Below are 21,047 nucleotides of genomic sequence, written 5' to 3' on the forward strand. Positions count from 1 at the left end.
GAGCCTGTAAATTATTTTGTGTAAGTTCCATTTTTTATAAATGATCTTTTAATCGATCATCGAACTGAATCGTAAACCAATTCATTGCTAAACGCCAATTTTGAATTGGCATCGTCCATTTCTTCGCAGCATTTGATGTTGCTAAGTAAATGACCTTCTTTACTGAGTCATCAGATGAAAAGATTTTCCTTTTCTTCGTTGAATGGCGTATTACGCTATTCAACGACTCAATCGCATTTGTTGTATAAATTGCATGACGTATTTCGGCTGGATAGCTAAAGATCGTTCGGATATTTTCCCAATTGGCCCGCCAGGATTCTCCAATTTTGGGATACTGGTGATTCCATTGATCACAGAAGATGTCTAGGGATTTTAAAGCATTTTCCTCTGTACTTGCCTGATAAATCGCTTTCAGACCCGACGTAACAGCTTTGTAGTCTTTCCAGCTTACAAATCTCAGGCTATTGCGTACAACATGCACGATACACAGTTGAATATCAGTATGAGGGTAAACAGAGGCTATCGCGTCAGGGAAGCCTTTTAATCCATCTACACAGGCAACAAGAATGTCCTGTACTCCTCGATTTTTTAGCTCTGTCATGACTGACAGCCAGAATTTGGCACCTTCTGTCTGAGCAATCCACATACCCAGTAATTCTTTTTGCCCATCCATATTGATGCCTAAAGCAAGGTATACGGACTTGTTAATCACATTGGAGTGCTGACGGACTTTGACAACAATACAGTCAAGATAGACAACAGGATAAAGGCTATCTAAGGCTCTATTTTGCCACTCAGTCACTTGCTCAATCACAGCATCGGTAACTTTGCTGATGAGAGATGCTGACACATCGGCATCGTACATTTCTTTGAAGAAGGCTACAATTTCCCTATTAGTCATTCCTTTTGCATACAGTGAGAGGATTTGGTCATCCATACTGGTGATGCGTGTTTGGTGCTTTTTGATAATTTGTGGCTCAAATGAACCTTCTCGATCACGGGGAATATCTAAAGCCAGTTGTCCATCTTGAGTTGTAATGGTTTTAGAACTAAACCCATTACGGCTATTTGAGCCTTTCTTGGGCTGATGCTTTTCATAACCGAGATGGTCTGAAAGTTCAGTATTGAGTGCAGTTTCAATCATGAATTTTTTAAAGACTGCTGTCATTTGGTTTAAGTCTTCTGGTGTTTTTAGACCTTTAGCCAATTCGGCAGCCATACTTTTGATTGTTGCTTCATCCATGTGAAGTACCTTTTGTAATTATCCTCTGAAGGATAAATGAAAATTAAGTACTTACACAAAATTTAGAACAGTCCCATAAGCTCTTGATAAAGTTGTTTGGCTTGTTGCTCTTCAAGATGATTGGCGATGTCATGTAACTCTTTAGCTGGCACTTCATGTTGTCTAGCATCCATCACACCACTCGCTGCTTTTTTCACAGTTTCACAGTAATGAAGTTCCATTGCTTCTGATGCTGCATAACATTGAATTGAAACTGCACTTATAAAGAGGAATATAAATCTCATAATCTCACCTTAATTTGACGCGCAAGGTTAGCAACTAATCTCCCAAAATTTAAGTTAAAAAAGGTTAATTTTTCTATTCTCTTATTTTATTTGACCTTTTGCACATGGGTGTCAGAAGCATTAAGCACTTTTCCATCTGCTGTGACTGGTGCCATAAATGGAATTTGCTGACCTGTATTTTTATCAATTAATAGAGAATGGCGCTCACCACTTTCAAATAAGTTGTGTTCTCCCCATTGACGTAGAGCAACAATCACAGGAAATAAACTCTCCCCTTTAGTGGTCAACACATATTCCTGATAAGCCGTACCATCTGAAGCATCTTGCATTTCGAGAACACCTGCTTCCACCAACTTTTTCAGCCTGTCAGAAAGAATATTTCGTGCAACGCCTAAGCTCCGCTGGAAATCCCCAAAACGGCGCATTCCGTCAAATGCATCGCGCACAATAAGCAGTGACCAGCGATCTCCTATGAGATTGACGCAGCGTGCAACAGGACAAGGTTCTTCTTTCATCAATGTAGAGTTAGCCATTGAGTTTCCTTACCAATAATCAGTAACAAGATATCTAGTTGCATTTTAAAACCAGTCGATCTAACATTCAACTAGTTGCATTTTAAAACTAGATTGGATGGATTTAGAATAATGAAAGCCTCCCTTGTATCTTCAATGTCTCCGGTAGATAACAATAAAACGCATTCGAACCTACCTCGTAGCGTAGTTTTGCTATTTGCTATAGCAAGTGGTGCAAGCGTAGCAAACGTCTATTATGCACAGCCTTTGCTCGACATCTTGGCGAGTGACTTTAATGTGAGTCATGCCGCCATTGGTGGTGTGGTTACAGCCACTCAAATAGGTTGTGCACTTGCCCTCGTGTTTTTAGTGCCGTTAGGTGATCTTATAAATCGGCGTCGGTTAATGACACTGCAACTACTGGCTTTAATATCTGCATTGCTAATGGTTGCCTTTGCCCACTCTACGATTATTCTTTTGACAGGAATGCTTGCGGTTGGCCTACTCGGCACAGCCATGACACAAGGACTTATTGCCTATGCTGCAAGTGCTGCGGCCCCACATGAGCAAGGGCATGTGGTTGGTACTGCACAGAGTGGTGTATTCATTGGGTTACTGCTTGCCCGTGTATTTTCAGGAGGAATAAGTGATATAGCGGGTTGGCGCGGCGTGTACTTTTGCGCAGCTATCATTATGCTCATGATTACCTTACCACTTTGGAGGCGACTCCCTCATTTAAATGTTCAGCCCGTTACCATGCGCTACCCGCAACTTCTAGCTTCTATGTTAAAGCTACTGCGCCAAGAAAAAGTCCTACAAGTACGCGGTGTATTAGCCTTACTCATGTTCGCGGCATTTAATATTCTCTGGAGCGCATTGGTACTACCGTTAAGTGCACCACCCTATAACTTTTCGCATACTGTAATTGGGTCTTTTGGACTGTTCGGTGTAATCGGTGCTCTAGCCGCCACTCGTGCTGGCCAATGGGCCGACCGCGGATATGCTCAGCGCACAAGCTTGGCAGCACTGTTAATATTGCTGCTCGCATGGTGGCCGCTTTCACTCATGATCTACTCACTTTGGGCGCTGGTGATTGGCATAGTATTGCTCGACTTAGGTGGACAAGCCCTGCATGTGACCAACCAAAGTATGATTTTTCGTACTCGCCCAGAAGCACATAGTCGTCTTGTTGGTCTATACATGCTCTTTTATGCAATAGGTAGTGGACTGGGTGCAATCAGCACAACAGCGACTTATGCTTATGCAGGATGGCTCGGCGTATGTAGTCTAGGCGCATGTGTGAGTTTATTGGCATTATTATTTTGGTGGAGAACGATGAAGCTATAACCCAAGTATTTTAAAAGTTCGTTCATCTAATTCTCTCAATTCATCCAAAGTATAGAGCCGCCCCTTTGGATCAAAAAATTTATCAAAATCAAATTGCCCTTCTTTATATAACTTATAACGTTTAGGGCCTAACCATTCTTTTTGGAAAAAATTATCGGTCAGATTAAAAAATTCTTTGAAGGAAATATTTGCGTCTATTTGACCCATTAACTGAGTCCGCTCATCTTTAGGAATATCTCGTACTTTTCTTTCATCCATAACGAAAGATCTGTTCCCAATAAGCCTTCCATCCTTACTTACGGGAACCAGAATACTTCGGCAATTTGGATGCAAAGGTGGCACTCTTTTCGCCGAGTCATTCAGTTTCCAAATAGAACCATCAACGGCTGCACAGATTTTAGAAGTCCTGCCATCTAAAACACTCACAAACCTTACATATTCAAAATTAAAATTTTTGAAGTTATATAAATAGACCTGATTTGATATATGGCTACGTAGCGTTCTAATAATTCTTTCAATATCGATTTTGGTACTGTTGAGCAATCCATCTTCGTACTTAAGGCGTTTTGTACCAGTAATACATTTGATGATTTGCTGAGGCGTCATTCCGGTATTCATACCATCCCGAATAGCATATTCAATGCGTTGAAGGGCATTTTCACCAATTTGAGCTAAGGATTCATCAACCAAGGCACCTCCAGCCAAAGGCACTCGTTTTATTGACTGATAAAGCCGCTCTCCCTTTAAATCTTTAATAACCTTACCAAATAATTTGGCAATATAGTTTGACTCATATATAGCCAAAGCAATTGCCGAGTGAGTAAACATTTCCGGTAAAACAGTATTAATTGAATTAAACCAGTTCGAAATAACAAGTTGGATGTTTTTTAGATGCTGAGTTGTATACTCACCACCAGCAAGAGCAAACCTCTCAGTTTCATTCAGCTCTTTCATTAAATCGCCTAACCGATCAAGCATAACCATCGTTTCACTATTAAAAAACTTATAAAGTTCATTTACCGATCGCGATGATGCTCGGTAGAGATAAGCTTGATGCTGAGTAAAAACATCAAAAAGTGATTTTTCAGTAATATTCTTCATGTAAGTTACCTCTACAAAGGTGCACTTTATTTTTCTTTTTATATCGCTGTTCTATAAAATTTATTAATAGTTTTGAGTAGTTAAAAAGTTTATAAAGCTAATTAAAATAGTACTTTTGTTTTACGAACTTTTTTTGCACACTAATATTTCTAATAAAATTAGTGAGCCACAAAATAAACTCATCTCTATACTCAAAACGAGGAAGTAGACTTAAGTCAACTTTTATCTCTCTTTCAGAAAGAGGCTTAGTTAAACATTCTTCAAAATCAATTTTGGTATATTTTAACTTTAAATCATTTTGTTCGGCTTCTTTTCTAATTTCTGCCATCACTCTATTGAGATTGGTTACAGGGTTATCCGTAATCTGGTACTTTTCATACATATTTTCGTATACATTTTCGGCAATATCTAAATATTTAATGAGTTCAGCATTCTCATTCATCTCTTCATCATCCTATTTTTTTGGAAATTATGTACCAGTAAATGTTTCTATACGTAATTTAAGATTATTTTTATGTGAAAAATATTTTAATAAGAATAACAATATAATCTCCAACTTATTATTTTTTATGTCATTATTAATTCTTTATAAAACATTTCCATATTTACTGACATTTTTGATAAGTTTTATATGCTGATCATTTAAGCTGGTTAAATAAAAAAAACCGCCCCAGAAGGCGGTAGCTAAATATTATCAGCCAGATATAGAAGTAAGGTGGACAAATACTTCTATATTTAAGAGGATATTTTATTATTTTTAATGAAATCCTCAGATTTAAAGTAGTTAATAATCATCTCAGCATTTTCTTCTTTGCTTGGTTCAGCAGCCACAGGAATTTCGGCTTGATCAATTTTAAAGCCTTTTGGAATATAGTTTGAAATTGGAGGAAGCTTCTCTTTCCCTCCAATTGTCATTCGCTCAATAAAGCCTGCAAGCCACAAAATGAATTCATCTTCATTCTTAAACTTGGGCATAAGACTTAAATCAATATGCACTGATTTTTCTTTATTAAATTGATTTAAGCATTCTTCAAAATTTATAAAATTGTACTTAAGTTTGAACTCAGTACCTTTAATTGCTTTGCGAATCAAGCTAATTAAACAATTTAAATTTTGAATGGTATCTTCAGTAAATAAATTATCTTTTTTAATTTCCTTGTATACTTTCTCCGCTATAGCTAAATACTTTGGCATTTCTTCCTCCTCAATATTATTATAAATAATTGAAAATAAAAAAATTCATCTTTTGATTATGAAGACTTAATTGTAATTGAGTGCAAATAAATTTAAAACAATGTAAGAACTACCCATATTATGTAAAATTGCACCATAACGGAACACAAATAGTCAAACTAATGTTAAATGTTTCACAATTTTATTTAATACTTTTAACCAATTAGAAATATTTTCTTTCAATTGTAATTGATTATTTTTCACACAACATGAGTAATAAATTATCATTAAAAAACAATGTAGAAATAATTTTTATAAGTACCTCTCATGCTTCTAGATTCACCATACTTTAGTCTTTGTTCAGTCATAAATTTGAAGAAAAACTTAATTAAAGATGAGGTTATAACACCTACCCATCTGTTATATTTTTTTGAAAAAATTCTGTATCTATGATTACACCTTGCCTTTCTTCATGATAGTAACTATCTAGACACGAGGTAGCTAACATGAGTTTTTTAAGAAAGAAAAATAAAGCTAGTTTTGTACTATTTATTATTACCCTCTATTCAATGCTAGGGTTCGGCTTAGGTTTTATTATTTGGGAGTATTTCCTACAAATTCCATAACTTAAGCTAATAATTGATTTTTAAAGTAGCCGTTTTGATGGTTCTTTGAAAGATAATGTTTGCTTTAATTTTACACGGCTAAACTAAGCTGGCTAAAAAAAACCTTCCAAATATAAAGCGTTAACATTTGGAAGGTACTTTGTAATCAGCTAAAGCTAGTGTCTCGTAATTTCTGCATTAATTTCTAAGCTTATTTCTTTACTACGATGGTAAGCTGCTTTTAAAGCCAGCCGAATATCATCAGAGAGGTTGCCTAATTCAAACATTCGTAATGCAGACTCTGTAATACCATTCGCTAATGTGACCTTGCCACATAACTCACTAGGCTGAACATTACTTTTACGAACCATTTCTACAGCGCCTGATGCAGCTTGAAGTATTAGATCTAAAGCAAATTGCTTATCTAGCCCCATAGACACCCCTGTTTTCACCATACTGTCCAGAATATAGAAGAAGTAAGCTGGTCCTGAACCCGATAAAGCAATAATCGCGTCACTTTGGGATTCTGAATTTGCCCAATAGGTTCGCCCTGTGGCTGAGTAAATTGTTTCTATCACTTCTTTATCTAAAGGCTCTAAATAGTCTGAACCAATTAACACATGGGTACCTGTATAAGTTAATACAGGCGGATTAGAAATGACTCTGATAATTTTTTTTGAACCCGTAATACTCATTAATTGTTGAATATTAACTCCGGCCATCATCGACACAATAGTTTTATCAGCTAACCATTTTTTTAAGGGCGCCAGTATAGCCTTTAAGTCTTTTGGGTCTAGTAATAGAACAACTATATCTGCCTTTTTCACCTCATGTTGCTTTTGCTTTAGAATGATTTGATTCTCAAATTTGACTTCCTCTATTAGATTAATTTTTTCTCTTTGAAAGCCTTTTAAAACTAAACCTCCAATTAAAGCTAAAGACAAATTACTGCTACCAATGAAGCAAATATTAGGCTGTACTATATTCAACATTTAGAATTATTTCCTTCCTTTAGATATACTACAAAAAGAAATATTATTTATGACGTAAGTCATGTACCGTTAAGACAAGAAAAATTTAATAAATTTTCATGAATGTTAAGTTTAATTTTACAACGATTTTAAATTCTGAGCTAAGATTACTCTTTACTTATGACTTTATGAATAACAAATTAATCTAAATTGTTAAAAATATGTAATTAAAAATAATTTTTAGCTTATCTCATTAAAGAAATAGACTTACCAGACTTAAAGTATTTAATTAAAATTTACTTAATAAAAACTTTGTTCTTTTTTATAGAAACTTTCAGCTATTCTGGAGGCTTCTTGAAAATTGATTTCATTACACACCCAAAATGATAAAAGCTTTCCATCCAAATGGAAATATTGCTTGTGATACTCCGTTACATCATCTGAATGAGGATTTCCTATAGAGAAATAATTTTCATTATTCTTTCTTACTTTACCGTTTAAAATACCGCCAATACAAATATCCATTTTTATACCAGTTATAAAGTCAACTTATACAACATAATTCTAATTTCTATATTATATAAAACAAATAATCAACTTATTTAATTATCCATATAAAAAACCCACAAAGGAAGAAGTGGGTTTTTTAACTATCTTGATGATTAGAGCCGTTTAATTGAGCAAATCACTACAGATCAAATCGTCTAAAATCATCAAATTACTTTAGTTTAAGCATTCGTCACAATTGTGATATTCGAAGCTTGTGGGCCTTTTTTACCCTGTGTTACAGTAAACTGAACACGCTGACCTTCTAAAAGAACTTTAAAGCCTTGTGTTTGAATCTCAGAAAAATGTGCAAAAACATCTTTACCTTCATCAGTTTGAATAAAACCGAAACCTTTAGTTTCATTAAACCATTTTACTGTACCAGTAGTATTAGACATAAATTAATCCTAACTTTTAAAAACATTATCATTTATTATTGGGCAAACCAATAGAACTAAAAAATACACATTCTACTTAAATATCTAAAAATATACGGAGGATTATAAATAAAACTGCGAAAAGAGAGACTTTGGGTAACATGAATATTTTTGTAGTTAGTGACGACTATACACGCTTCTTAACGAATTGCAATCGATATCTTGATTAATTCATTTCTTATTGAATACGAAGGTATCAAATTCTAACTTTCTATCTGATTTTCAATGATATTTAAATATAATTTTCTACCACTGTATCTATATATTAATTAAATATATTTAATACTTTTTAAAGCATTGGATTTTTAATTATCAAATAATTTAGAGTTTAAAAAAAATAAGATTGTGTAGGAATTTTCAAATACCATCCTTTAATTTACTTTTTTATAAATTATACATACTCGTCTGTATACATAATTCCTATTCTGCTTTAAAGTAGGCATGCAATTAACATATTGATGGTAAACAGGAAGTATCAACGTGAGCGGTCTTTTAGTTTTTATAACCATTGCTTTTCTTACTTTATCAAGCCCAGGCCCAGGCGTTTTATTTACAGTAACAAATTCAATAAATTATGGTGTGAGGACAGCTTTATTTGGTATTAGTGGTTTAATTATTGGTATGTTTATTATCGCCGTGATTTCTGCAAGCGGTGTCGGTCTTATTATTACTAGCAATCCTACTATCTTCACTGCTTTAAAATTTATTGGGGCCTTTTACTTAATGTACTTAGGTTATAAAAATTTTATTAAAAAATCCCCGACTCAAGACTTATTAGAAACTGAACATAATGAAAAAGGGATAAAGAAATCAAAGCTTTTCTATCAAGGGTTGTTTGCCTCACTACTTAATCCAAAAACAATTGTCTTTTTTATTGCCCTTTTTCCACAGTTTATTGATATTAAAAAAGAAATATTAAATCAGTTTTTGGTTTTATCTTTAACATTCTGCTTGATCGGATTTTTAATTCATTTAGTTTATGCCAACTTTTCCTCAATATTCAAAGAGAAGATGCTTGCCGGAAATAATTTTTCTAAGCTCAATAAAGTCAGTGGTTGTATATTTTTTCTTTTAGCAGTTTTACTTATTACTCAATAAAACTATTTTATGAAAGTGAGCCAACTTGTAAGGCTATAACTCAATAGCTTTAGCAAGTTGGCTTTTTTATAAGCTGATACGATTAGCAAGCCATCCATAAAAGAATTGCTCATGCTTCGGATTTGTTTCCGTAATTTCAATATAGCGCTGGCCTTGCATAATATTAAGAAGCCGTACCAGCACTTTTTCACCTTCCTTACCACGGTTTTTAATATATTTTATTAAAGCCTGCAAAGTGGCTGGCCCATATTCACCATCTACCTTAAGGTCTACCCAGCCTTCTTTGCCCTGCCTATTCAATAAATTTAATGCACGTTGTAAAAGTGGTTTTGTGAAACTAATACCACAATTCACACCCGTGTCGAATAACTCTTCAGCAACAAGTGCGCTGATCAAATTAACTTGATCAAATCGCGGCTCAAGCCAATATTGATTCCTATAAATTTCTCTGGCTGTCTCTAACGTTAAATTCTCCATTGCACCTTGATAACCATAACTACGAGCAACGGCTTGTGTAATTCCAAATTTAGTCGCATGCCCATGATCAAGTGGATCATTTACATAGCCACCTTCGCGTTTTATTAGTGTATCTAAATATTGCTCAATATTCATAAGAGTTGTCCTCGTCTTTATTAGGGTCAAATAGCTATTAGCTTTGGATATCATCTTTCGCTTTTTTTAGATCTTGCATGACTTCAACAATGGTTTTTCCTTCTTGTTTATTAATGAAATTAAATATCCACCTCACAATTGCCCAACCAGGTAAGCCACAAATAAAGAAGAATCCACCTAAAGTGATCATTCCCCATATATCTGTCACCCACTCATGTAAATTCCATTTCATGATAATGAATGAGCCACCAGTCAAGCTTGAAACAACCGTACAAATCAAACCAACGACCCATTCTTGAGGTGAACGTGGAAAGCGCATAATTAAAACTACTGCAACAACTAAGCTCACTGCTAAAACCACCATCATGACGGTGCCATAAAGGTTAAAAGCGGCAGCTAGCCCATTTGAAGTTAAAAAATTTTCCATAATTTAATCCTGCCTAAAGCGTAATTTTTTGAAAAATAATCATGGCTACTGCTTTGTTATTTTTCATATTTTTATATCTAACTCTGCTATGTACACAGATTTAATCTAGTCGCTCTTGTTCTTTTTAAACCGCTATGAATGACATAAGCCTCAGTAAAACTGCACCGCTAGATAACCTCTCTTTTTTGACCAAAAAGTTGAGATAACACGTTGCCGTATATCGGAAACTTTTGTGACGCATTAAATTCTTTGTTAGATTCTTCATGTTCTTGATACCCTTTATCGACGAACATTAAGCCTGATCCACGGAATCGGGCTTTTTTTATTCCATTTCTTGTTTTTAATAGTCTGTACAAACCACTCATCGACTATCGCCATTTTTATATTCTGTCATCCATTGAGGCAGAATAATCGTTACTTTCTTAATAAGGTATTGATAAAATTAAGAAATCAATTTCAAATAAAATATTATTTTCGTTCTATCAATATGCCCTTATAACTGATATTATAACTATAGTTATTATTAGTCAATAACTATAGTTGTTTTACTAAATATAACTTAAGTTATATATTTGTTATAAGTTAGCTGGTGCGATCATTATGGCTCTTAAAGACCGTTTAAAAGATTCAAGGATTAAAGCTAAAAAAACACAGGCAGAGGTTGCTGAAGCAGTAAAGATGTCTCAGCCTGCTTATCAAGCTTTAGAATCGGGGAAGAATTTAAAATCTGCTTTTCTTCCACTCATTGCACAGTTTTTAGGTGTAGATGCTTATTGGCTTACTACAGGAAACTCAGAAGACTCTTTTAGAGAAAGTGATGTATTTAGTCCTACTGTCGTGAATAACGATGCAGCAGACCAATATGTCTGGATCGAAGTAGTTGAAGCGAGTTTTTCTTGTGGTACAGGCGAATCAATCGAATTTCATTTTGATGCAATTAATGGGAAAATTCCTTTCCCCGCTTCATTCTTTAAAGAAAAACGTGTTGCTCAGGAATGCATGCGTATTATCAAAGCTAAGGGCGATAGTATGACCGATTACATCAAAGATGGTGATCTGGTCGGTATTGATATTTCTCAAACAGAAGTAATTGATGGTGAAATCTATGCCGTTTATTTTGCTGGTGAAGGCATGATTAAACAAATTTTTAAAGAGGCAGATGGCTCTTTAATTTTGCATAGTTTAAATGAAAAATTTAGAGACCGACGTGTCACCGAAGAGAACGGAAAAAACTTTAAGGTCATGGGGCGTCAGTTCTGGAGAGCAGGTTAATTTAGTTATTAAATATAGCTAAAATAATAATAAGAGCTTTTTAATCACTTTCGTCTTTTTATAACTTTAATTATTTAGCTTTCTTCTCGATATAAAAAAACCTATCTCATTTAAAAGAGATAGGTTTTTTTGCTTTATTACCATGATTTTATCAACAATATGTATTTAAACGATAAAGTTGATTAAACCCAGCATAGAAGCTTTTTCCGTCTTGGTTTAACTCAATTTCTTCACCAGTTTGAAGCTGAATTTTCTTTCCAACCTCAACCCAACGATAACCATCAAGCGAGTTTTGCTTACGGACGTGAGGAACAATCCGCACATTAATTTCATTGCCATTTACGGCTGTGGCGATTTGCCACTCATTTACTATATTCACAATCATTCACTCATCACTGAGCTCATGTGATTTAACGGTATTTAATTAGAACGCTAGATTTAAGGTATGGACAATTCGTCTAGAATTTAATATTTAGCTTTATATAGGGTTATTTATAAGCTAATTGCTTTCCATGATTTCGTATCATGAAAAGTAGTACATCACAGAGCATAATATTTTGGATGCGGGGGTCGGATTTGAACCAACGACCTTCGGGTTATGAGCCCGACGAGCTACCAGACTGCTCCACCCCGCAATTGGAAGTAAGCTTTATACGCTTATATATTTTATAAAGCAAACTTTATTTTTTAATCGGTTGTAATTATTAAGAATTATCTTTTTATTAATTTTTCTTTTTATCCGCTCAAATTAAATAAGCCCCTCAATTTCAATTTTAACGCTCTAAATTGTTGTATTTATTTTAAACAGAACCCGTTATTCATAGACAACAATTGCCATGCTTGGGTAGCTTTTATACTATCTAGTTTCAACCCATCATTTATAGTTTATATGTCTGATCCTCAGCTCTCTCTTAGTGAATATCTCGGTACAGTGCAGGAAGTCATACGCCTGACCTTTGACGAGCCTGTATGGGTGAGAGCGGAAATTCGGAATTTAAATGTTAAAGGTGGACATTATTATTTAGAGCTCGCAGAAAAAGATGCTGACACCGACAAGGTCATTGCAAGCTGTAAAGCGACTATCTGGAAATTTTCAGCCAGTAAAATTGTTCTCAAGTTTGAACGTGAAACAGGTATTGAGTTAGCTAGTGATTTAAACGTTTTAATCAAAATTAGAGCTCGTTTCGATCCGCAATATGGATTTTCAGTCAATATTGAAGAAATAGACTCAAGTTTTACACTTGGAGAAATTGCAAAACGTTATCAACAAATTGTAGAACGTTTAACTCAAGAAGGGTTAATACATAAGAATAAACTTCTCCCTACTCCTTTTGATATTCAAAATGTATTAGTTATTGCTCCTCAAAATGCTGCGGGTTTAGGTGACTTTAAAAAGGATGCGGATGCTCTTGAGCGAAATGGGGTTTGTCATTTTGTTTATCAAAGTGCGACCTTTCAGGGAAATACGGCTGCCGTCAGTCTTATGGAGTCGTTGGCAACAGGTTTAAAACAATGGGCAAATAATTTTAACTTTCCACCCGACCTGATTGTAATTATTCGCGGGGGTGGTGCTGTAAATGACTTAGCTTACTTAAATGATTATGAGCTTGCCGCCCTCCTCTGTAAACGTAGCGTACCGATTTGGGTTGGTATCGGACATGAAAAAGATCGTACTATCCTTGACGAGATCGCACACCGTTCGTTTGATACTCCAAGTAAAGTGATTGCGGGTATTCGCAACCATATTGTTGAACGTGTACAAGAAGCTGTAGACAACCTACAAACAATCAAACTCTTGTCACAACATCAAATTACGACCTACCAAAGTAAGAGTGATCAATATCTACAACATATTAAATCCTCTGCCCAAGCTCAGCTTAATTCAGCTCACCAGTTCCTTGAGCAGATAAAGGAACGCATTCAATTTGTTTCACAGCAACAAGTTAAATTTTCTCTATCGCAAACTGAATCTCTTATGCGAGAAATTCTTTTGCAAAACCCGAAACAAATTCAAGCAAAAGGTTATGCAATTGTAAGATCAGAAGGCAAAGCAATTCGTTCCATTCACCAAATCACTAGCTCTACCATTACTGTTGATATGCAAGATGGAGCAATTAACGCTAATATTACCGAGGTAATTCCAAATGAATGATAAAGAACTGACTTTTAAAGAAGGTCATGACATTTTAAAGCGAAATGCCGAATTACTTGAATCTCAGGAAAGCCCGGATATAGATAATTTGATGAAGATTGTTGAAGAATCCATTGGTGCTTATAAAGCTTGCAAATCTCGCATTGAAGCAGTCCAGCAAGCTTTAGATGAAACTTTTAAAGAATAAATTTCCATAAAAAAAGCCCATTTCTACTTCTCATTGAAGAAATGGGCTTAGTGAACACCACTTAGTCCTGAAATACAAAAATGTGGATTATGTCACATTTTTGCAGAAACATAGTCCCATAAGGACCCCTTGGTGTTCAAGATTTTAATTGTGTCTATACGTTAGTTTGCTTTTATTTTAAGCAACACTAAAACAGATGAAAAAATCAACTTTTCTTCACCCCTCTATAATTCATCTTCATTAAACGGGCCAACTAATTTATAAATTTTTCCATCTTTTGGGTTTTCATAGAGTAAATCCATATTCGGTAGAATAATATCGTCATCAATTTCGATATGCTCTACACTTTTATACAGCTCTAATTTCTGGTCACTCGCAGGCCTAACCTTTGCTAAAGCAATACTTTCTTGGTCAAACTGATCTTTAATAACGACTTTTAATCTCTTCATGAAAAAACTCCTGTATATTAAATTTTTTAATATAAATTAATTTGTTAGGTCTAAAATGAGCTAATCGCTGAATAGCCGATTGGCATGGCGAAAAAAGTTAAAATAAATGCAGCAATACGTTGTAAATTACGTTGATTTAACCAAGTGACTTTATTTGAGATTAATACTGTTCCAAACATAATCCATAAAAAAGCAATTGGGGTAATTAAAGATAAAAAGACAACAATGTGAATAAAATATAAATGAGGAACTTCCCACGCTGCATGTGGAAAAATTGCTGAAGCAAAAAGTAAAGCTTTCGGATTTAAAAGTGTCGCAAGAAATAAAGCTTTTGGCGTAATAAGCGGTCGGTCTAACTTAATATCTTCAGACGATGTCATCCAGAGTTTAAAAGCAAGATAGAGTATAAAGCCCGCACTCATCAGCTTTAATATGGCTGGAAGCCATGGAATGAAATGAGACACCGATTCAAGTAAAACACCCCATGAGGTAATTGCGATCAGGTAACCTATTACCTCTGCCGGAATCAACTTAAGAGAATGCTTTACCCCTGCTTGTATGCCAGCCGAGGCTAATAATGTATTTGTTGGTCCTGGAGTCAACAAAATAGTGACTACAAGTCCAATAAATAAAAATGACACCATAGGCAAAAAACTCTATTGATTACGCTAGGCGAAATATGTCAAAAACAATCCTGTATTGTCGACAAAATCGTTGTAACAAGAAATATTACAAATATTTTTTATTTTTTAAAATCAAATCATTAACAAAAAATGAACTCAAGCTTCACTATAAATTATTCAATTTTAAATTTGCAAAATACGTCACATAAATTTAAAAAAACCAAATTTAAGTTAAAAATAGACTTAATTTATCTATAAAAATGAAGTGGTTATTTTTGTATCTTTTTTAGACAAATTCTTACGTTTTTCATCCCACAAAAAAGAAAAAATACAGAGCTTGAAATTATCAAATTGATCAATATATATACACATGAAAATCGTGATTTTACTGAATAGATGTATCGTTCCCATCAATTCATTGATCGCCGCTTTCATCGAATTAAATAGTTGATGGAGGATGCATGATGAATGCTTATGTACGCCCTCATCCCGATGGTTTTAAATCATATTTAGGAAAGGACCAAAAAACCGGCCTCTATACAGTACGGGTTGGTTGGACAGTATATGAAACCAATGCCAATGGTTCAGTTTTGTATATTGTTAAAGAGGAAAGTAAGATTCCACTGGATGTAGAAAAGTTTAAAACTGACCGACCTAAAATCTATGATGCGCTTTTAAATGAAGTGCAATTTCAACGCAGAAAACAATTGGCTATTGATCTTCAAAAGTCCAATATTCCCTCTTATGATCGTAAAGCCTACAAAAAGCGCCGCGGCTTTACAGGTTCTTAATTTAATCCTTCCATAGTCAAGTCATACAGAAAAGCACCCGTGGGTGCTTTTTCTTTATCGACCAGTTGCAATTAATACAAACAAGCTCAGTATTAAAGTGCTTAATGATCGTTTGCAGTGTACGTGGACTTCATGCTCAGCTCCGTGAGCGTACTGTTCTATGTTTTCCATTACGTGTGCCCTTAAAGTTCACACTAATAATTTGCCTAATTTTCATACATTAAAAAATTAGCCAAAAGTATTATATCCAAACAAATTTTATTTTTTGTTTTTAGGTATCTCTTCTTAAGGTTTTACTGTCTTTTTAGAATTTACTAACAAAGTACCTGTAACATTCTTATACGAGGTTAATCTCGTATTGAGCATTTGTAGATCTTTCATTTCAAAGTGCCCGATAGGAAAAATGATTTTATAAAATGAAAAAAGATAACAATATTCGGTTTTTTAATAATAGCCTTTCGAAAGGAGAATATTAAAATGAATAGCTCACAAGAACCAAATCAATCTCTGTTTAATCAAGCATCTACTTCTATTCAAGCCTGCATTGAATGTATGTTTGCTTGTAAGCATTGTGCCTCTGCATGTTTACAAGAAGAGCATGTGCATATGATGCGTGAGTGTATCAAACACTGCTTAACCTGTGTAGAAACCTGTCAGTTATGCACATCTTTAGAATTAAGACATTCCGAACTTGCTGAACAAGCCATGCAGTTATGTGCTAATGCATGTCAACTATGTGCAGCTGAGTGTAGTAAACACGAACATGAGCATTGTCAGGTTTGTGCAAAAGCATGTTTAGCATGTGCTCAAGCTTGTCAGGCATATCGTGCTTAATTTTTAGACGTGCTTAGAAACCTACGGTCTATTACGTTCGTAGGTTTTTAAACTTTATAGAACAAAGAATTAAATTTTTAGATCAGATGAGTCATTACTTTTTTAGGCATAAAAAAAACCCGCATCTTGGGGAAAATGCAGGCTCTTAGATCTCCCACAACGACCATGAGTTCATTATTAAGCTTGAACTTTAAACCGTTAACTAAATGTACCCTTAATAAAAATAAATTGCAATACAGAATAGTCTGTATATTTGAAATATTTTATTATTTTTACATTACTTTTTCTTAAATAGTTTAAAAACATAAGCTATCCCACACTTAGAAATAACTTTTCATAGGCATTAAAAAAGCCCGTTTCACGGGCTTTTCTGCAACGTTGAGCACTCAAAAAATGTGTCTATCCATTTTTATTTGCTCTTTGCTAGCTGTTTATAAGGTCTTATCGTATCTTTTGCCCTGTCCCAAGTTTCCCTGTGGATCGAGGAGATATTACGATTACCTTAAGTACATTTATAGCACATTATTTATTCATGGCTAGTGCTGTTCACGTTTTTTTACAAATGGATAAAATACTTCAAACCTTCATATTTCAAGGGTTTTCGACGCCACTTGGGTACTGGCGAGCCGTATCACAAATTGGATACCACTTCACTTGTGAATTGACAAAAGCATGAGAGATGACTGGCGTCGATATTTCTTCATTAATGAGCCCTACCCTTAAACGCACCACATCAGGTTTATCTAAACGTTCACTCCAGACAGGTGAACCACAAGTTTTACAGAACACTCTCTTTTTATTAGGCGATGCAAAATACGCTTGCAAAAGATTTTCACCCTGTACAATCTCTAAATCGCTTTTTTGTACTTGAGTGATGGCCGCAAAAGCAGCTCCTTGTGCTTTTTGGCATTGCTTACAATGACAGACCATGATGGGTTCTAATTCGGCATTAATACGAAGTTGAATCCCATTACAAAGACAAGAAGCTGTATAAGCCATGATTTTTCCTTTTTTATTTTTATAAGGTTTAACTTACCCCTACACCTTTTTCAATGTGGTCTAAAATCGCACACGAAGCCTGCTGGTCACCACAGCAATCATCAGCTGAAGCCTGCAAAATATTAACCATTTCCTGTAAATGAGCAATTTTTTGCTTTAATTCGGCAATGTGTTTTACGGTTAAAGCTTTCACCTCTGCACTATGCCGATCGGTATTTTTCCAAAGCGAAATAAGCTCTTTCATCTGTTCGGATGAAAAACCTAACTCTCTGGCATGTTTTAAAAAGTTTAAAGTTTTAAGGTCTGTTTCTGAATAAATACGATAGCCAGAAGCAGAACGCTGAGCTGCTTCAAGTAAACCGATTTCTTCATAGTAGCGAATCATTTTCGCCGAAATACCCGAATGTTTGGATGCCTGACCGATATTCATCTCACACCTCAAATATTAAATTTGGTTTAAGACCTGCTGTCATGATCTTAAACCAAAAGTTGATTTTCAGCACGCTTACTGTACTGGCGCATGAAAACGTTTTAAGCGTAACGCATTGCCTAAAACAAAGACCGAAGAAAGTGCCATTGCACCTGCTGCAAACATCGGTGAAAGTAACACACCAAATGCTGGATATAAGGCACCTGCTGCAATTGGAATCAGCGCAACGTTATATACAAATGCCCAGAACAGGTTTTGGCGTATGTTTCGCATAGTTGCTTTACTTAGCGCAATTGCGTTCGGTACCCCTTTTAAACTACCTGACATCAGCACCACATCGGCAGCTTCAATCGCAACATCAGTTCCTGTACCAATGGCTAAGCCCACGTCCGCTTGTGCCAAGGCTGGCGCATCGTTAATGCCATCACCTACAAAAACTAAGCGACCATACTGTTTTTGCAATTGGCGAACTGTGTCCACTTTGCCCTCGGGTAAAACCTCTGCCACAACTTCATCAATGTTCAGCTTTTTGGCAATTGCTTGCGCTGTATGACGGTTGTCTCCTGTAATCATGGCCACTTTGAGACCTAATTTATGTAAGGCTTCAATCGCAGAATAGGTTGTTTCTTTAATTGGGTCTGCCACGGCAATAATTGCTGCAAGTTGCTGGTCAATGGCAACATAGAGGGGTGTTTTGCCTTCTTCACCTAACTGAGCAGCAATCGCTTGGAATGAGCTGGTATCTAAACCAAGTTGGTGCATATAACGGTCTGCGCCAATTTGTACTTTTTGACCAGAAACTTCCGCCTCAATACCTGATCCTGTAATCGAGTTAAATGCTGTTACTGGTAATAAGTTTAGGCCTTCGCTTTCTGCTGCTTGAACAATCGCAAGGGCAATTGGGTGTTCAGATTTGGCTTCAACAGAGGCAACTAAAGTCAGCACTTGGTTACGTTCAAAGCCAGATTGCACATTAAAGTCTGTCAGTGTCGGTTTGCCTTCGGTGAGCGTTCCTGTTTTATCAACGGCAACCACTTGCGCTTCTTGTAAAAGCTGCAAAGCTTCACCTTTACGGAACAAGACACCTAGCTCAGCACCACGTCCAGTACCGACCATAATAGAAGTTGGCGTTGCAAGTCCCATCGCACAAGGACATGCAATAATCAGTACTGCAACGGCATTCACCAATCCAAAAGTGAGCGCAGGTTCTGGTCCCCAAATAAACCAAACCAAGAAAGTAATTGCAGCAATTAACATCACTACAGGTACAAACCACATGGTGACTTTATCGACTAAGCCCTGAATCGGAAGTTTAGAACCTTGGGCCTGCTCAACCATGCGAATAATTTGTGAAAGTACAGACGAAGAACCAACGGCGGTTGCCCGAATGTTTAGAGTCCCGTTCTGATTGACCGTACCTCCAACTACTTGTTGCCCTACTCTCTTTTCAACAGGAACAGGCTCACCCGTAATCATAGATTCATCAATATAGCTATGCCCTTCAACCAACTCACCATCGACTGGCACACGCTCACCCGGACGGATTTCTACAATAGTTCCACTGACCACTTCGGCAACTGCAACTTCCACTATTTGTCCATCGCGCTGAATGCGGGCAGTTTTTGGCTGCATTCCTACCAAATGTTGAATCGCTTGTGAAGTACGTCCTTTAGCTTTTGCTTCAAAATAACGTCCGAGTAAAATTAAACTGACAATTACAGCAGCCGCTTCAAAGTAAACATTGACCGTGCCTTGTGGTAATACCTGCGGCATAAAGGTTGCCACGACTGAGAAACTGTAGGCAGCTAAAGTTCCAACAGCGACCAGCGAGTTCATATCTGGTGCCAAACGCCATAAGGCTGGAATCCCTTTTTGGTAAAAACGGCGACCAGGAAAAACGAGTACTAATGTGGTCAAAACAAACTGTAAAAGCCAGCTATTGTATTGACCAATGGTGTGCATAACCCACATGTGAAAAGCTGGAATGAGATGTGAACCCATTTCCAAAATAAACACAGGTAAGGCTAACACAATCGAAATGATCAGATCTTTTTTAAGCTGATCTAACTCTGAAGCTTTTTTATCGAGTTGCTCATCTTGATTTTTTTCAGATGTTTTCGCGTCATAACCTGCTTTTTTAACAGCACGAATTAAGTCTTCAACATTGACTGATGGATCTGCCTGTACCCAAGCCTGCTCTGTTGCTAGGTTGACCGTAGCGTTTTGAACGCCCTCTACTTTTTTAAGGGCTTTTTCTACACGTGCAACACAAGATGCACAGGTCATACCCTCAATAGACAACTCCACTGGCGCAGCTTTTGGAACATCATAACCTGCTCGTTCAACTGCTTTAATCAAGGCTTCACGCTGAATCGGTTGATTTGAATAAACAACGGCTTTCTCTGTTGCCAAATTAACGTTGGCAATCTCTACATTTTCAACTTTCTTAAGTGCTTTTTCGACACGTCCTACACAGGAGGCACAAGTCATGCCCTCAATTGAGAGTGTTTCACTATATGCTGGTAATTTTGTGGTTTTTGAGTCCATCAAACACCTCTGCAAATCTGCAAAATTTAATATTCTGTATTGAGCATACAGATTCCCATCATGGGAAGGTCAAGCATATTTTTTTAAAAATTTGGTCTTGACCTTACAATCATGACAAGGTTTAGACTCAGTGTTATCCAAACAAACATCTCATTCTTGATGGAGTATGAATATGAAACTACTTATTGAAAATATGACTTGTGGTGGCTGCGCACGTGGTGTGACAGCAACGATTCAAGATGTCGATCCAAATGCAAAAGTAGATGTAGACTTAGCGACCAAAATCGTGACTGTTGAAAGCAGTGAAAGCGTCGATAAAATTACCGAAGCACTTGAAGAAGATGGTTTCCCAGCGAAAGTGCAATAAGATATAAAACTGCATAGCTTCAACCTTGAGGCTATGCACC

General features: G+C 36.0%; 25 protein-coding genes, 1 tRNA gene and 1 pseudogene. 9 read left to right on the forward strand and 18 right to left on the reverse strand.

Annotated features, from left to right (window positions below; all coding sequences use genetic code 11):
• Positions 1 to 34: 34 nt before the first annotated feature.
• From MKL62_RS03355 to MKL62_RS03365, 3 genes and pseudogenes are all read right to left on the reverse strand, one after another.
• On the reverse strand, positions 35 to 1,243 hold the full coding sequence (locus tag MKL62_RS03355; RefSeq protein WP_000343018.1) for an IS256-like element ISAba26 family transposase: 1,209 nt from the start codon (positions 1,241 to 1,243) through the stop codon (positions 35 to 37).
• 74 nt (positions 1,244 to 1,317) lie between these two features.
• Positions 1,318 to 1,527 (reverse strand): annotated as a pseudogene (locus tag MKL62_RS03360) (hypothetical protein); the annotation flags it as partial.
• Positions 1,528 to 1,613: 86 nt separating this feature from the next.
• On the reverse strand, positions 1,614 to 2,060 hold the full coding sequence (locus tag MKL62_RS03365; RefSeq protein WP_000024027.1) for a winged helix-turn-helix transcriptional regulator: 447 nt from the start codon (positions 2,058 to 2,060) through the stop codon (positions 1,614 to 1,616).
• 111 nt (positions 2,061 to 2,171) lie between these two features.
• On the opposite strand from MKL62_RS03365, the gene MKL62_RS03370 reads away from it, so the two are divergent.
• The gene (locus tag MKL62_RS03370; protein ID WP_005129051.1) at positions 2,172 to 3,386 is read left to right on the forward strand and encodes an MFS transporter; all 1,215 of its coding nucleotides are present in this window, start codon (positions 2,172 to 2,174) and stop codon (positions 3,384 to 3,386) included.
• Here the strand turns inward: MKL62_RS03370 and MKL62_RS03375 are convergent.
• From MKL62_RS03375 to MKL62_RS03385, 3 genes are all read right to left on the reverse strand, one after another.
• A complete protein-coding gene (locus MKL62_RS03375) occupies positions 3,381 to 4,487 on the reverse strand; it encodes a minor capsid protein (RefSeq protein WP_005129052.1) in 1,107 nt (368 codons plus the stop codon). The two genes, MKL62_RS03370 and MKL62_RS03375, sit on opposite strands and share 6 nt — an antisense overlap.
• A 97-nt stretch (positions 4,488 to 4,584) precedes the next feature.
• Entirely contained in the window at positions 4,585 to 4,929 is a 345-nt protein-coding gene (locus MKL62_RS03380; protein WP_001004676.1) for a hypothetical protein, read from the reverse strand.
• Positions 4,930 to 5,222: 293 nt separating this feature from the next.
• Positions 5,223 to 5,681 (reverse strand): hypothetical protein, encoded by a 459-nt coding sequence (locus tag MKL62_RS03385; RefSeq protein WP_001127325.1) that lies wholly within the window; start codon positions 5,679 to 5,681, stop codon positions 5,223 to 5,225.
• A gap of 485 nt (positions 5,682 to 6,166) precedes the next feature.
• On the opposite strand from MKL62_RS03385, the gene MKL62_RS03390 reads away from it, so the two are divergent.
• Positions 6,167 to 6,286: a hypothetical protein gene (locus MKL62_RS03390; protein ID WP_001982898.1), complete on the forward strand. Its 120-nt coding sequence runs from the start codon at positions 6,167 to 6,169 to the stop codon at positions 6,284 to 6,286.
• A 155-nt stretch (positions 6,287 to 6,441) separates the two neighbouring features.
• Here the strand turns inward: MKL62_RS03390 and MKL62_RS03395 are convergent, their stop codons facing one another.
• The 3 genes from MKL62_RS03395 to MKL62_RS03405 all read right to left on the reverse strand — a co-directional run bounded on the left by MKL62_RS03395 (position 6,442) and on the right by MKL62_RS03405 (position 8,180).
• A complete protein-coding gene (locus tag MKL62_RS03395; RefSeq protein ID WP_000932373.1) occupies positions 6,442 to 7,257 on the reverse strand; it encodes a pyrroline-5-carboxylate reductase family protein in 816 nt (271 codons plus the stop codon).
• Positions 7,258 to 7,536: 279 nt separating this feature from the next.
• Positions 7,537 to 7,761 carry a hypothetical protein gene (locus MKL62_RS03400; RefSeq protein WP_005129053.1) on the reverse strand — a complete coding sequence of 75 codons (225 nt, stop codon included), beginning with the start codon at positions 7,759 to 7,761 and terminating at the stop codon, positions 7,537 to 7,539.
• Between the two features lie 203 nt (positions 7,762 to 7,964).
• The gene (locus MKL62_RS03405; RefSeq protein ID WP_000072673.1) at positions 7,965 to 8,180 is read right to left on the reverse strand and encodes a cold-shock protein; all 216 of its coding nucleotides are present in this window, start codon (positions 8,178 to 8,180) and stop codon (positions 7,965 to 7,967) included.
• 519 nt (positions 8,181 to 8,699) lie between these two features.
• On the opposite strand from MKL62_RS03405, the gene MKL62_RS03410 reads away from it, so the two are divergent.
• The gene (locus MKL62_RS03410; protein WP_000015971.1) at positions 8,700 to 9,317 is read left to right on the forward strand and encodes a LysE family translocator; all 618 of its coding nucleotides are present in this window, start codon (positions 8,700 to 8,702) and stop codon (positions 9,315 to 9,317) included.
• Between the two features lie 66 nt (positions 9,318 to 9,383).
• Here the strand turns inward: MKL62_RS03410 and MKL62_RS03415 are convergent, their stop codons facing one another.
• A complete protein-coding gene (locus tag MKL62_RS03415) occupies positions 9,384 to 9,929 on the reverse strand; it encodes a glycoside hydrolase family 108 protein (protein ID WP_005129056.1) in 546 nt (181 codons plus the stop codon).
• A gap of 37 nt (positions 9,930 to 9,966) precedes the next feature.
• The gene (locus MKL62_RS03420; protein ID WP_000427185.1) at positions 9,967 to 10,356 is read right to left on the reverse strand and encodes a hypothetical protein; all 390 of its coding nucleotides are present in this window, start codon (positions 10,354 to 10,356) and stop codon (positions 9,967 to 9,969) included.
• 600 nt (positions 10,357 to 10,956) lie between these two features.
• On the opposite strand from MKL62_RS03420, the gene MKL62_RS03425 reads away from it, so the two are divergent.
• Complete coding sequence (locus MKL62_RS03425; protein ID WP_001185369.1) at positions 10,957 to 11,628, forward strand: XRE family transcriptional regulator; 672 nt, start codon at positions 10,957 to 10,959, stop codon at positions 11,626 to 11,628.
• Between the two features lie 151 nt (positions 11,629 to 11,779).
• Here MKL62_RS03425 and MKL62_RS03430 read toward each other — a convergent pair whose 3' ends face one another.
• Positions 11,780 to 12,013: a transposase gene (locus MKL62_RS03430; protein WP_000636785.1), complete on the reverse strand. Its 234-nt coding sequence runs from the start codon at positions 12,011 to 12,013 to the stop codon at positions 11,780 to 11,782.
• A 173-nt stretch (positions 12,014 to 12,186) separates the two neighbouring features.
• Positions 12,187 to 12,263 (reverse strand) — tRNA-Met (locus tag MKL62_RS03435).
• Between the two features lie 254 nt (positions 12,264 to 12,517).
• Here MKL62_RS03435 and xseA point away from each other — a divergent pair.
• Together xseA and xseB are read left to right on the forward strand one after the other, a co-directional pair.
• The gene (xseA, locus tag MKL62_RS03440; protein WP_001283231.1) at positions 12,518 to 13,780 is read left to right on the forward strand and encodes an exodeoxyribonuclease VII large subunit; all 1,263 of its coding nucleotides are present in this window, start codon (positions 12,518 to 12,520) and stop codon (positions 13,778 to 13,780) included.
• Entirely contained in the window at positions 13,773 to 13,967 is a 195-nt protein-coding gene (gene xseB / locus MKL62_RS03445) for an exodeoxyribonuclease VII small subunit (protein WP_000998196.1), read from the forward strand. The genes xseA and xseB overlap by 8 nt, the downstream gene beginning before the upstream one ends.
• A gap of 224 nt (positions 13,968 to 14,191) precedes the next feature.
• On the opposite strand, the gene MKL62_RS03450 is transcribed toward xseB, so the two are convergent.
• Positions 14,192 to 14,416 carry a hypothetical protein gene (locus tag MKL62_RS03450; protein WP_005129062.1) on the reverse strand — a complete coding sequence of 75 codons (225 nt, stop codon included), beginning with the start codon at positions 14,414 to 14,416 and terminating at the stop codon, positions 14,192 to 14,194.
• A gap of 50 nt (positions 14,417 to 14,466) precedes the next feature.
• Positions 14,467 to 15,060: a LysE family translocator gene (locus tag MKL62_RS03455; RefSeq protein ID WP_002070071.1), complete on the reverse strand. Its 594-nt coding sequence runs from the start codon at positions 15,058 to 15,060 to the stop codon at positions 14,467 to 14,469.
• Between the two features lie 440 nt (positions 15,061 to 15,500).
• Here MKL62_RS03455 and MKL62_RS03460 point away from each other — a divergent pair, with 440 nt between their 5' ends.
• Together MKL62_RS03460 and MKL62_RS03465 are read left to right on the forward strand one after the other, a co-directional pair.
• On the forward strand, positions 15,501 to 15,830 hold the full coding sequence (locus MKL62_RS03460) for a hypothetical protein (protein ID WP_000980495.1): 330 nt from the start codon (positions 15,501 to 15,503) through the stop codon (positions 15,828 to 15,830).
• Between the two features lie 477 nt (positions 15,831 to 16,307).
• Complete coding sequence (locus MKL62_RS03465; RefSeq protein ID WP_001088962.1) at positions 16,308 to 16,664, forward strand: four-helix bundle copper-binding protein; 357 nt, start codon at positions 16,308 to 16,310, stop codon at positions 16,662 to 16,664.
• Between the two features lie 591 nt (positions 16,665 to 17,255).
• On the opposite strand, the gene MKL62_RS03470 is transcribed toward MKL62_RS03465, so the two are convergent.
• The 3 genes from MKL62_RS03470 to MKL62_RS03480 form a co-directional block, all read right to left on the reverse strand.
• The gene (locus MKL62_RS03470) at positions 17,256 to 17,663 is read right to left on the reverse strand and encodes a GFA family protein (protein WP_005129066.1); all 408 of its coding nucleotides are present in this window, start codon (positions 17,661 to 17,663) and stop codon (positions 17,256 to 17,258) included.
• A gap of 28 nt (positions 17,664 to 17,691) precedes the next feature.
• Positions 17,692 to 18,093: a Cu(I)-responsive transcriptional regulator gene (gene cueR, locus MKL62_RS03475; protein WP_001020650.1), complete on the reverse strand. Its 402-nt coding sequence runs from the start codon at positions 18,091 to 18,093 to the stop codon at positions 17,692 to 17,694.
• A 75-nt stretch (positions 18,094 to 18,168) separates the two neighbouring features.
• Entirely contained in the window at positions 18,169 to 20,640 is a 2,472-nt protein-coding gene (locus tag MKL62_RS03480; protein WP_005129068.1) for a heavy metal translocating P-type ATPase, read from the reverse strand.
• A gap of 166 nt (positions 20,641 to 20,806) precedes the next feature.
• Between MKL62_RS03480 and MKL62_RS03485 the strand changes: the two genes are divergently transcribed.
• The gene (locus MKL62_RS03485; protein ID WP_001985155.1) at positions 20,807 to 21,007 is read left to right on the forward strand and encodes a heavy-metal-associated domain-containing protein; all 201 of its coding nucleotides are present in this window, start codon (positions 20,807 to 20,809) and stop codon (positions 21,005 to 21,007) included.
• Positions 21,008 to 21,047 lie beyond the last annotated feature (40 nt).

The sequence above is a fragment of the Acinetobacter sp. AOR01_HL genome (genome assembly GCF_027855455.1).
Classification (GTDB): Bacteria; Pseudomonadota; Gammaproteobacteria; order Pseudomonadales; family Moraxellaceae; genus Acinetobacter; species Acinetobacter baumannii.

What these genes read in the sequence shown, in the direction of transcription:
- MKL62_RS03370 (WP_005129051.1), top strand. Translation starts at nt 2,172, where the DNA reads ATGAAAGCCTCCCTTGTATCTTCAATGTCTCCGGTAGATAACAATAAA.
- MKL62_RS03405 (WP_000072673.1), bottom strand. Translation starts at nt 8,180, where the DNA reads ATGTCTAATACTACTGGTACAGTAAAATGGTTTAATGAAACTAAAGGT.
- MKL62_RS03480 (WP_005129068.1), bottom strand. Translation starts at nt 20,640, where the DNA reads ATGGACTCAAAAACCACAAAATTACCAGCATATAGTGAAACACTCTCA.
- MKL62_RS03390 (WP_001982898.1), top strand. Translation starts at nt 6,167, where the DNA reads ATGAGTTTTTTAAGAAAGAAAAATAAAGCTAGTTTTGTACTATTTATT.
- MKL62_RS03385 (WP_001127325.1), bottom strand. Translation starts at nt 5,681, where the DNA reads ATGCCAAAGTATTTAGCTATAGCGGAGAAAGTATACAAGGAAATTAAA.
- MKL62_RS03450 (WP_005129062.1), bottom strand. Translation starts at nt 14,416, where the DNA reads ATGAAGAGATTAAAAGTCGTTATTAAAGATCAGTTTGACCAAGAAAGT.
- MKL62_RS03465 (WP_001088962.1), top strand. Translation starts at nt 16,308, where the DNA reads ATGAATAGCTCACAAGAACCAAATCAATCTCTGTTTAATCAAGCATCT.
- xseB (WP_000998196.1), top strand. Translation starts at nt 13,773, where the DNA reads ATGAATGATAAAGAACTGACTTTTAAAGAAGGTCATGACATTTTAAAG.
- xseA (WP_001283231.1), top strand. Translation starts at nt 12,518, where the DNA reads ATGTCTGATCCTCAGCTCTCTCTTAGTGAATATCTCGGTACAGTGCAG.
- MKL62_RS03375 (WP_005129052.1), bottom strand. Translation starts at nt 4,487, where the DNA reads ATGAAGAATATTACTGAAAAATCACTTTTTGATGTTTTTACTCAGCAT.
- MKL62_RS03425 (WP_001185369.1), top strand. Translation starts at nt 10,957, where the DNA reads ATGGCTCTTAAAGACCGTTTAAAAGATTCAAGGATTAAAGCTAAAAAA.
- MKL62_RS03365 (WP_000024027.1), bottom strand. Translation starts at nt 2,060, where the DNA reads ATGGCTAACTCTACATTGATGAAAGAAGAACCTTGTCCTGTTGCACGC.
- MKL62_RS03355 (WP_000343018.1), bottom strand. Translation starts at nt 1,243, where the DNA reads ATGGATGAAGCAACAATCAAAAGTATGGCTGCCGAATTGGCTAAAGGT.
- MKL62_RS03485 (WP_001985155.1), top strand. Translation starts at nt 20,807, where the DNA reads ATGAATATGAAACTACTTATTGAAAATATGACTTGTGGTGGCTGCGCA.
- cueR (WP_001020650.1), bottom strand. Translation starts at nt 18,093, where the DNA reads ATGAATATCGGTCAGGCATCCAAACATTCGGGTATTTCGGCGAAAATG.
- MKL62_RS03455 (WP_002070071.1), bottom strand. Translation starts at nt 15,060, where the DNA reads ATGGTGTCATTTTTATTTATTGGACTTGTAGTCACTATTTTGTTGACT.
- MKL62_RS03395 (WP_000932373.1), bottom strand. Translation starts at nt 7,257, where the DNA reads ATGTTGAATATAGTACAGCCTAATATTTGCTTCATTGGTAGCAGTAAT.
- MKL62_RS03470 (WP_005129066.1), bottom strand. Translation starts at nt 17,663, where the DNA reads ATGGCTTATACAGCTTCTTGTCTTTGTAATGGGATTCAACTTCGTATT.
- MKL62_RS03430 (WP_000636785.1), bottom strand. Translation starts at nt 12,013, where the DNA reads ATGATTGTGAATATAGTAAATGAGTGGCAAATCGCCACAGCCGTAAAT.
- MKL62_RS03400 (WP_005129053.1), bottom strand. Translation starts at nt 7,761, where the DNA reads ATGGATATTTGTATTGGCGGTATTTTAAACGGTAAAGTAAGAAAGAAT.
- MKL62_RS03420 (WP_000427185.1), bottom strand. Translation starts at nt 10,356, where the DNA reads ATGGAAAATTTTTTAACTTCAAATGGGCTAGCTGCCGCTTTTAACCTT.
- MKL62_RS03460 (WP_000980495.1), top strand. Translation starts at nt 15,501, where the DNA reads ATGATGAATGCTTATGTACGCCCTCATCCCGATGGTTTTAAATCATAT.
- MKL62_RS03415 (WP_005129056.1), bottom strand. Translation starts at nt 9,929, where the DNA reads ATGAATATTGAGCAATATTTAGATACACTAATAAAACGCGAAGGTGGC.
- MKL62_RS03380 (WP_001004676.1), bottom strand. Translation starts at nt 4,929, where the DNA reads ATGAATGAGAATGCTGAACTCATTAAATATTTAGATATTGCCGAAAAT.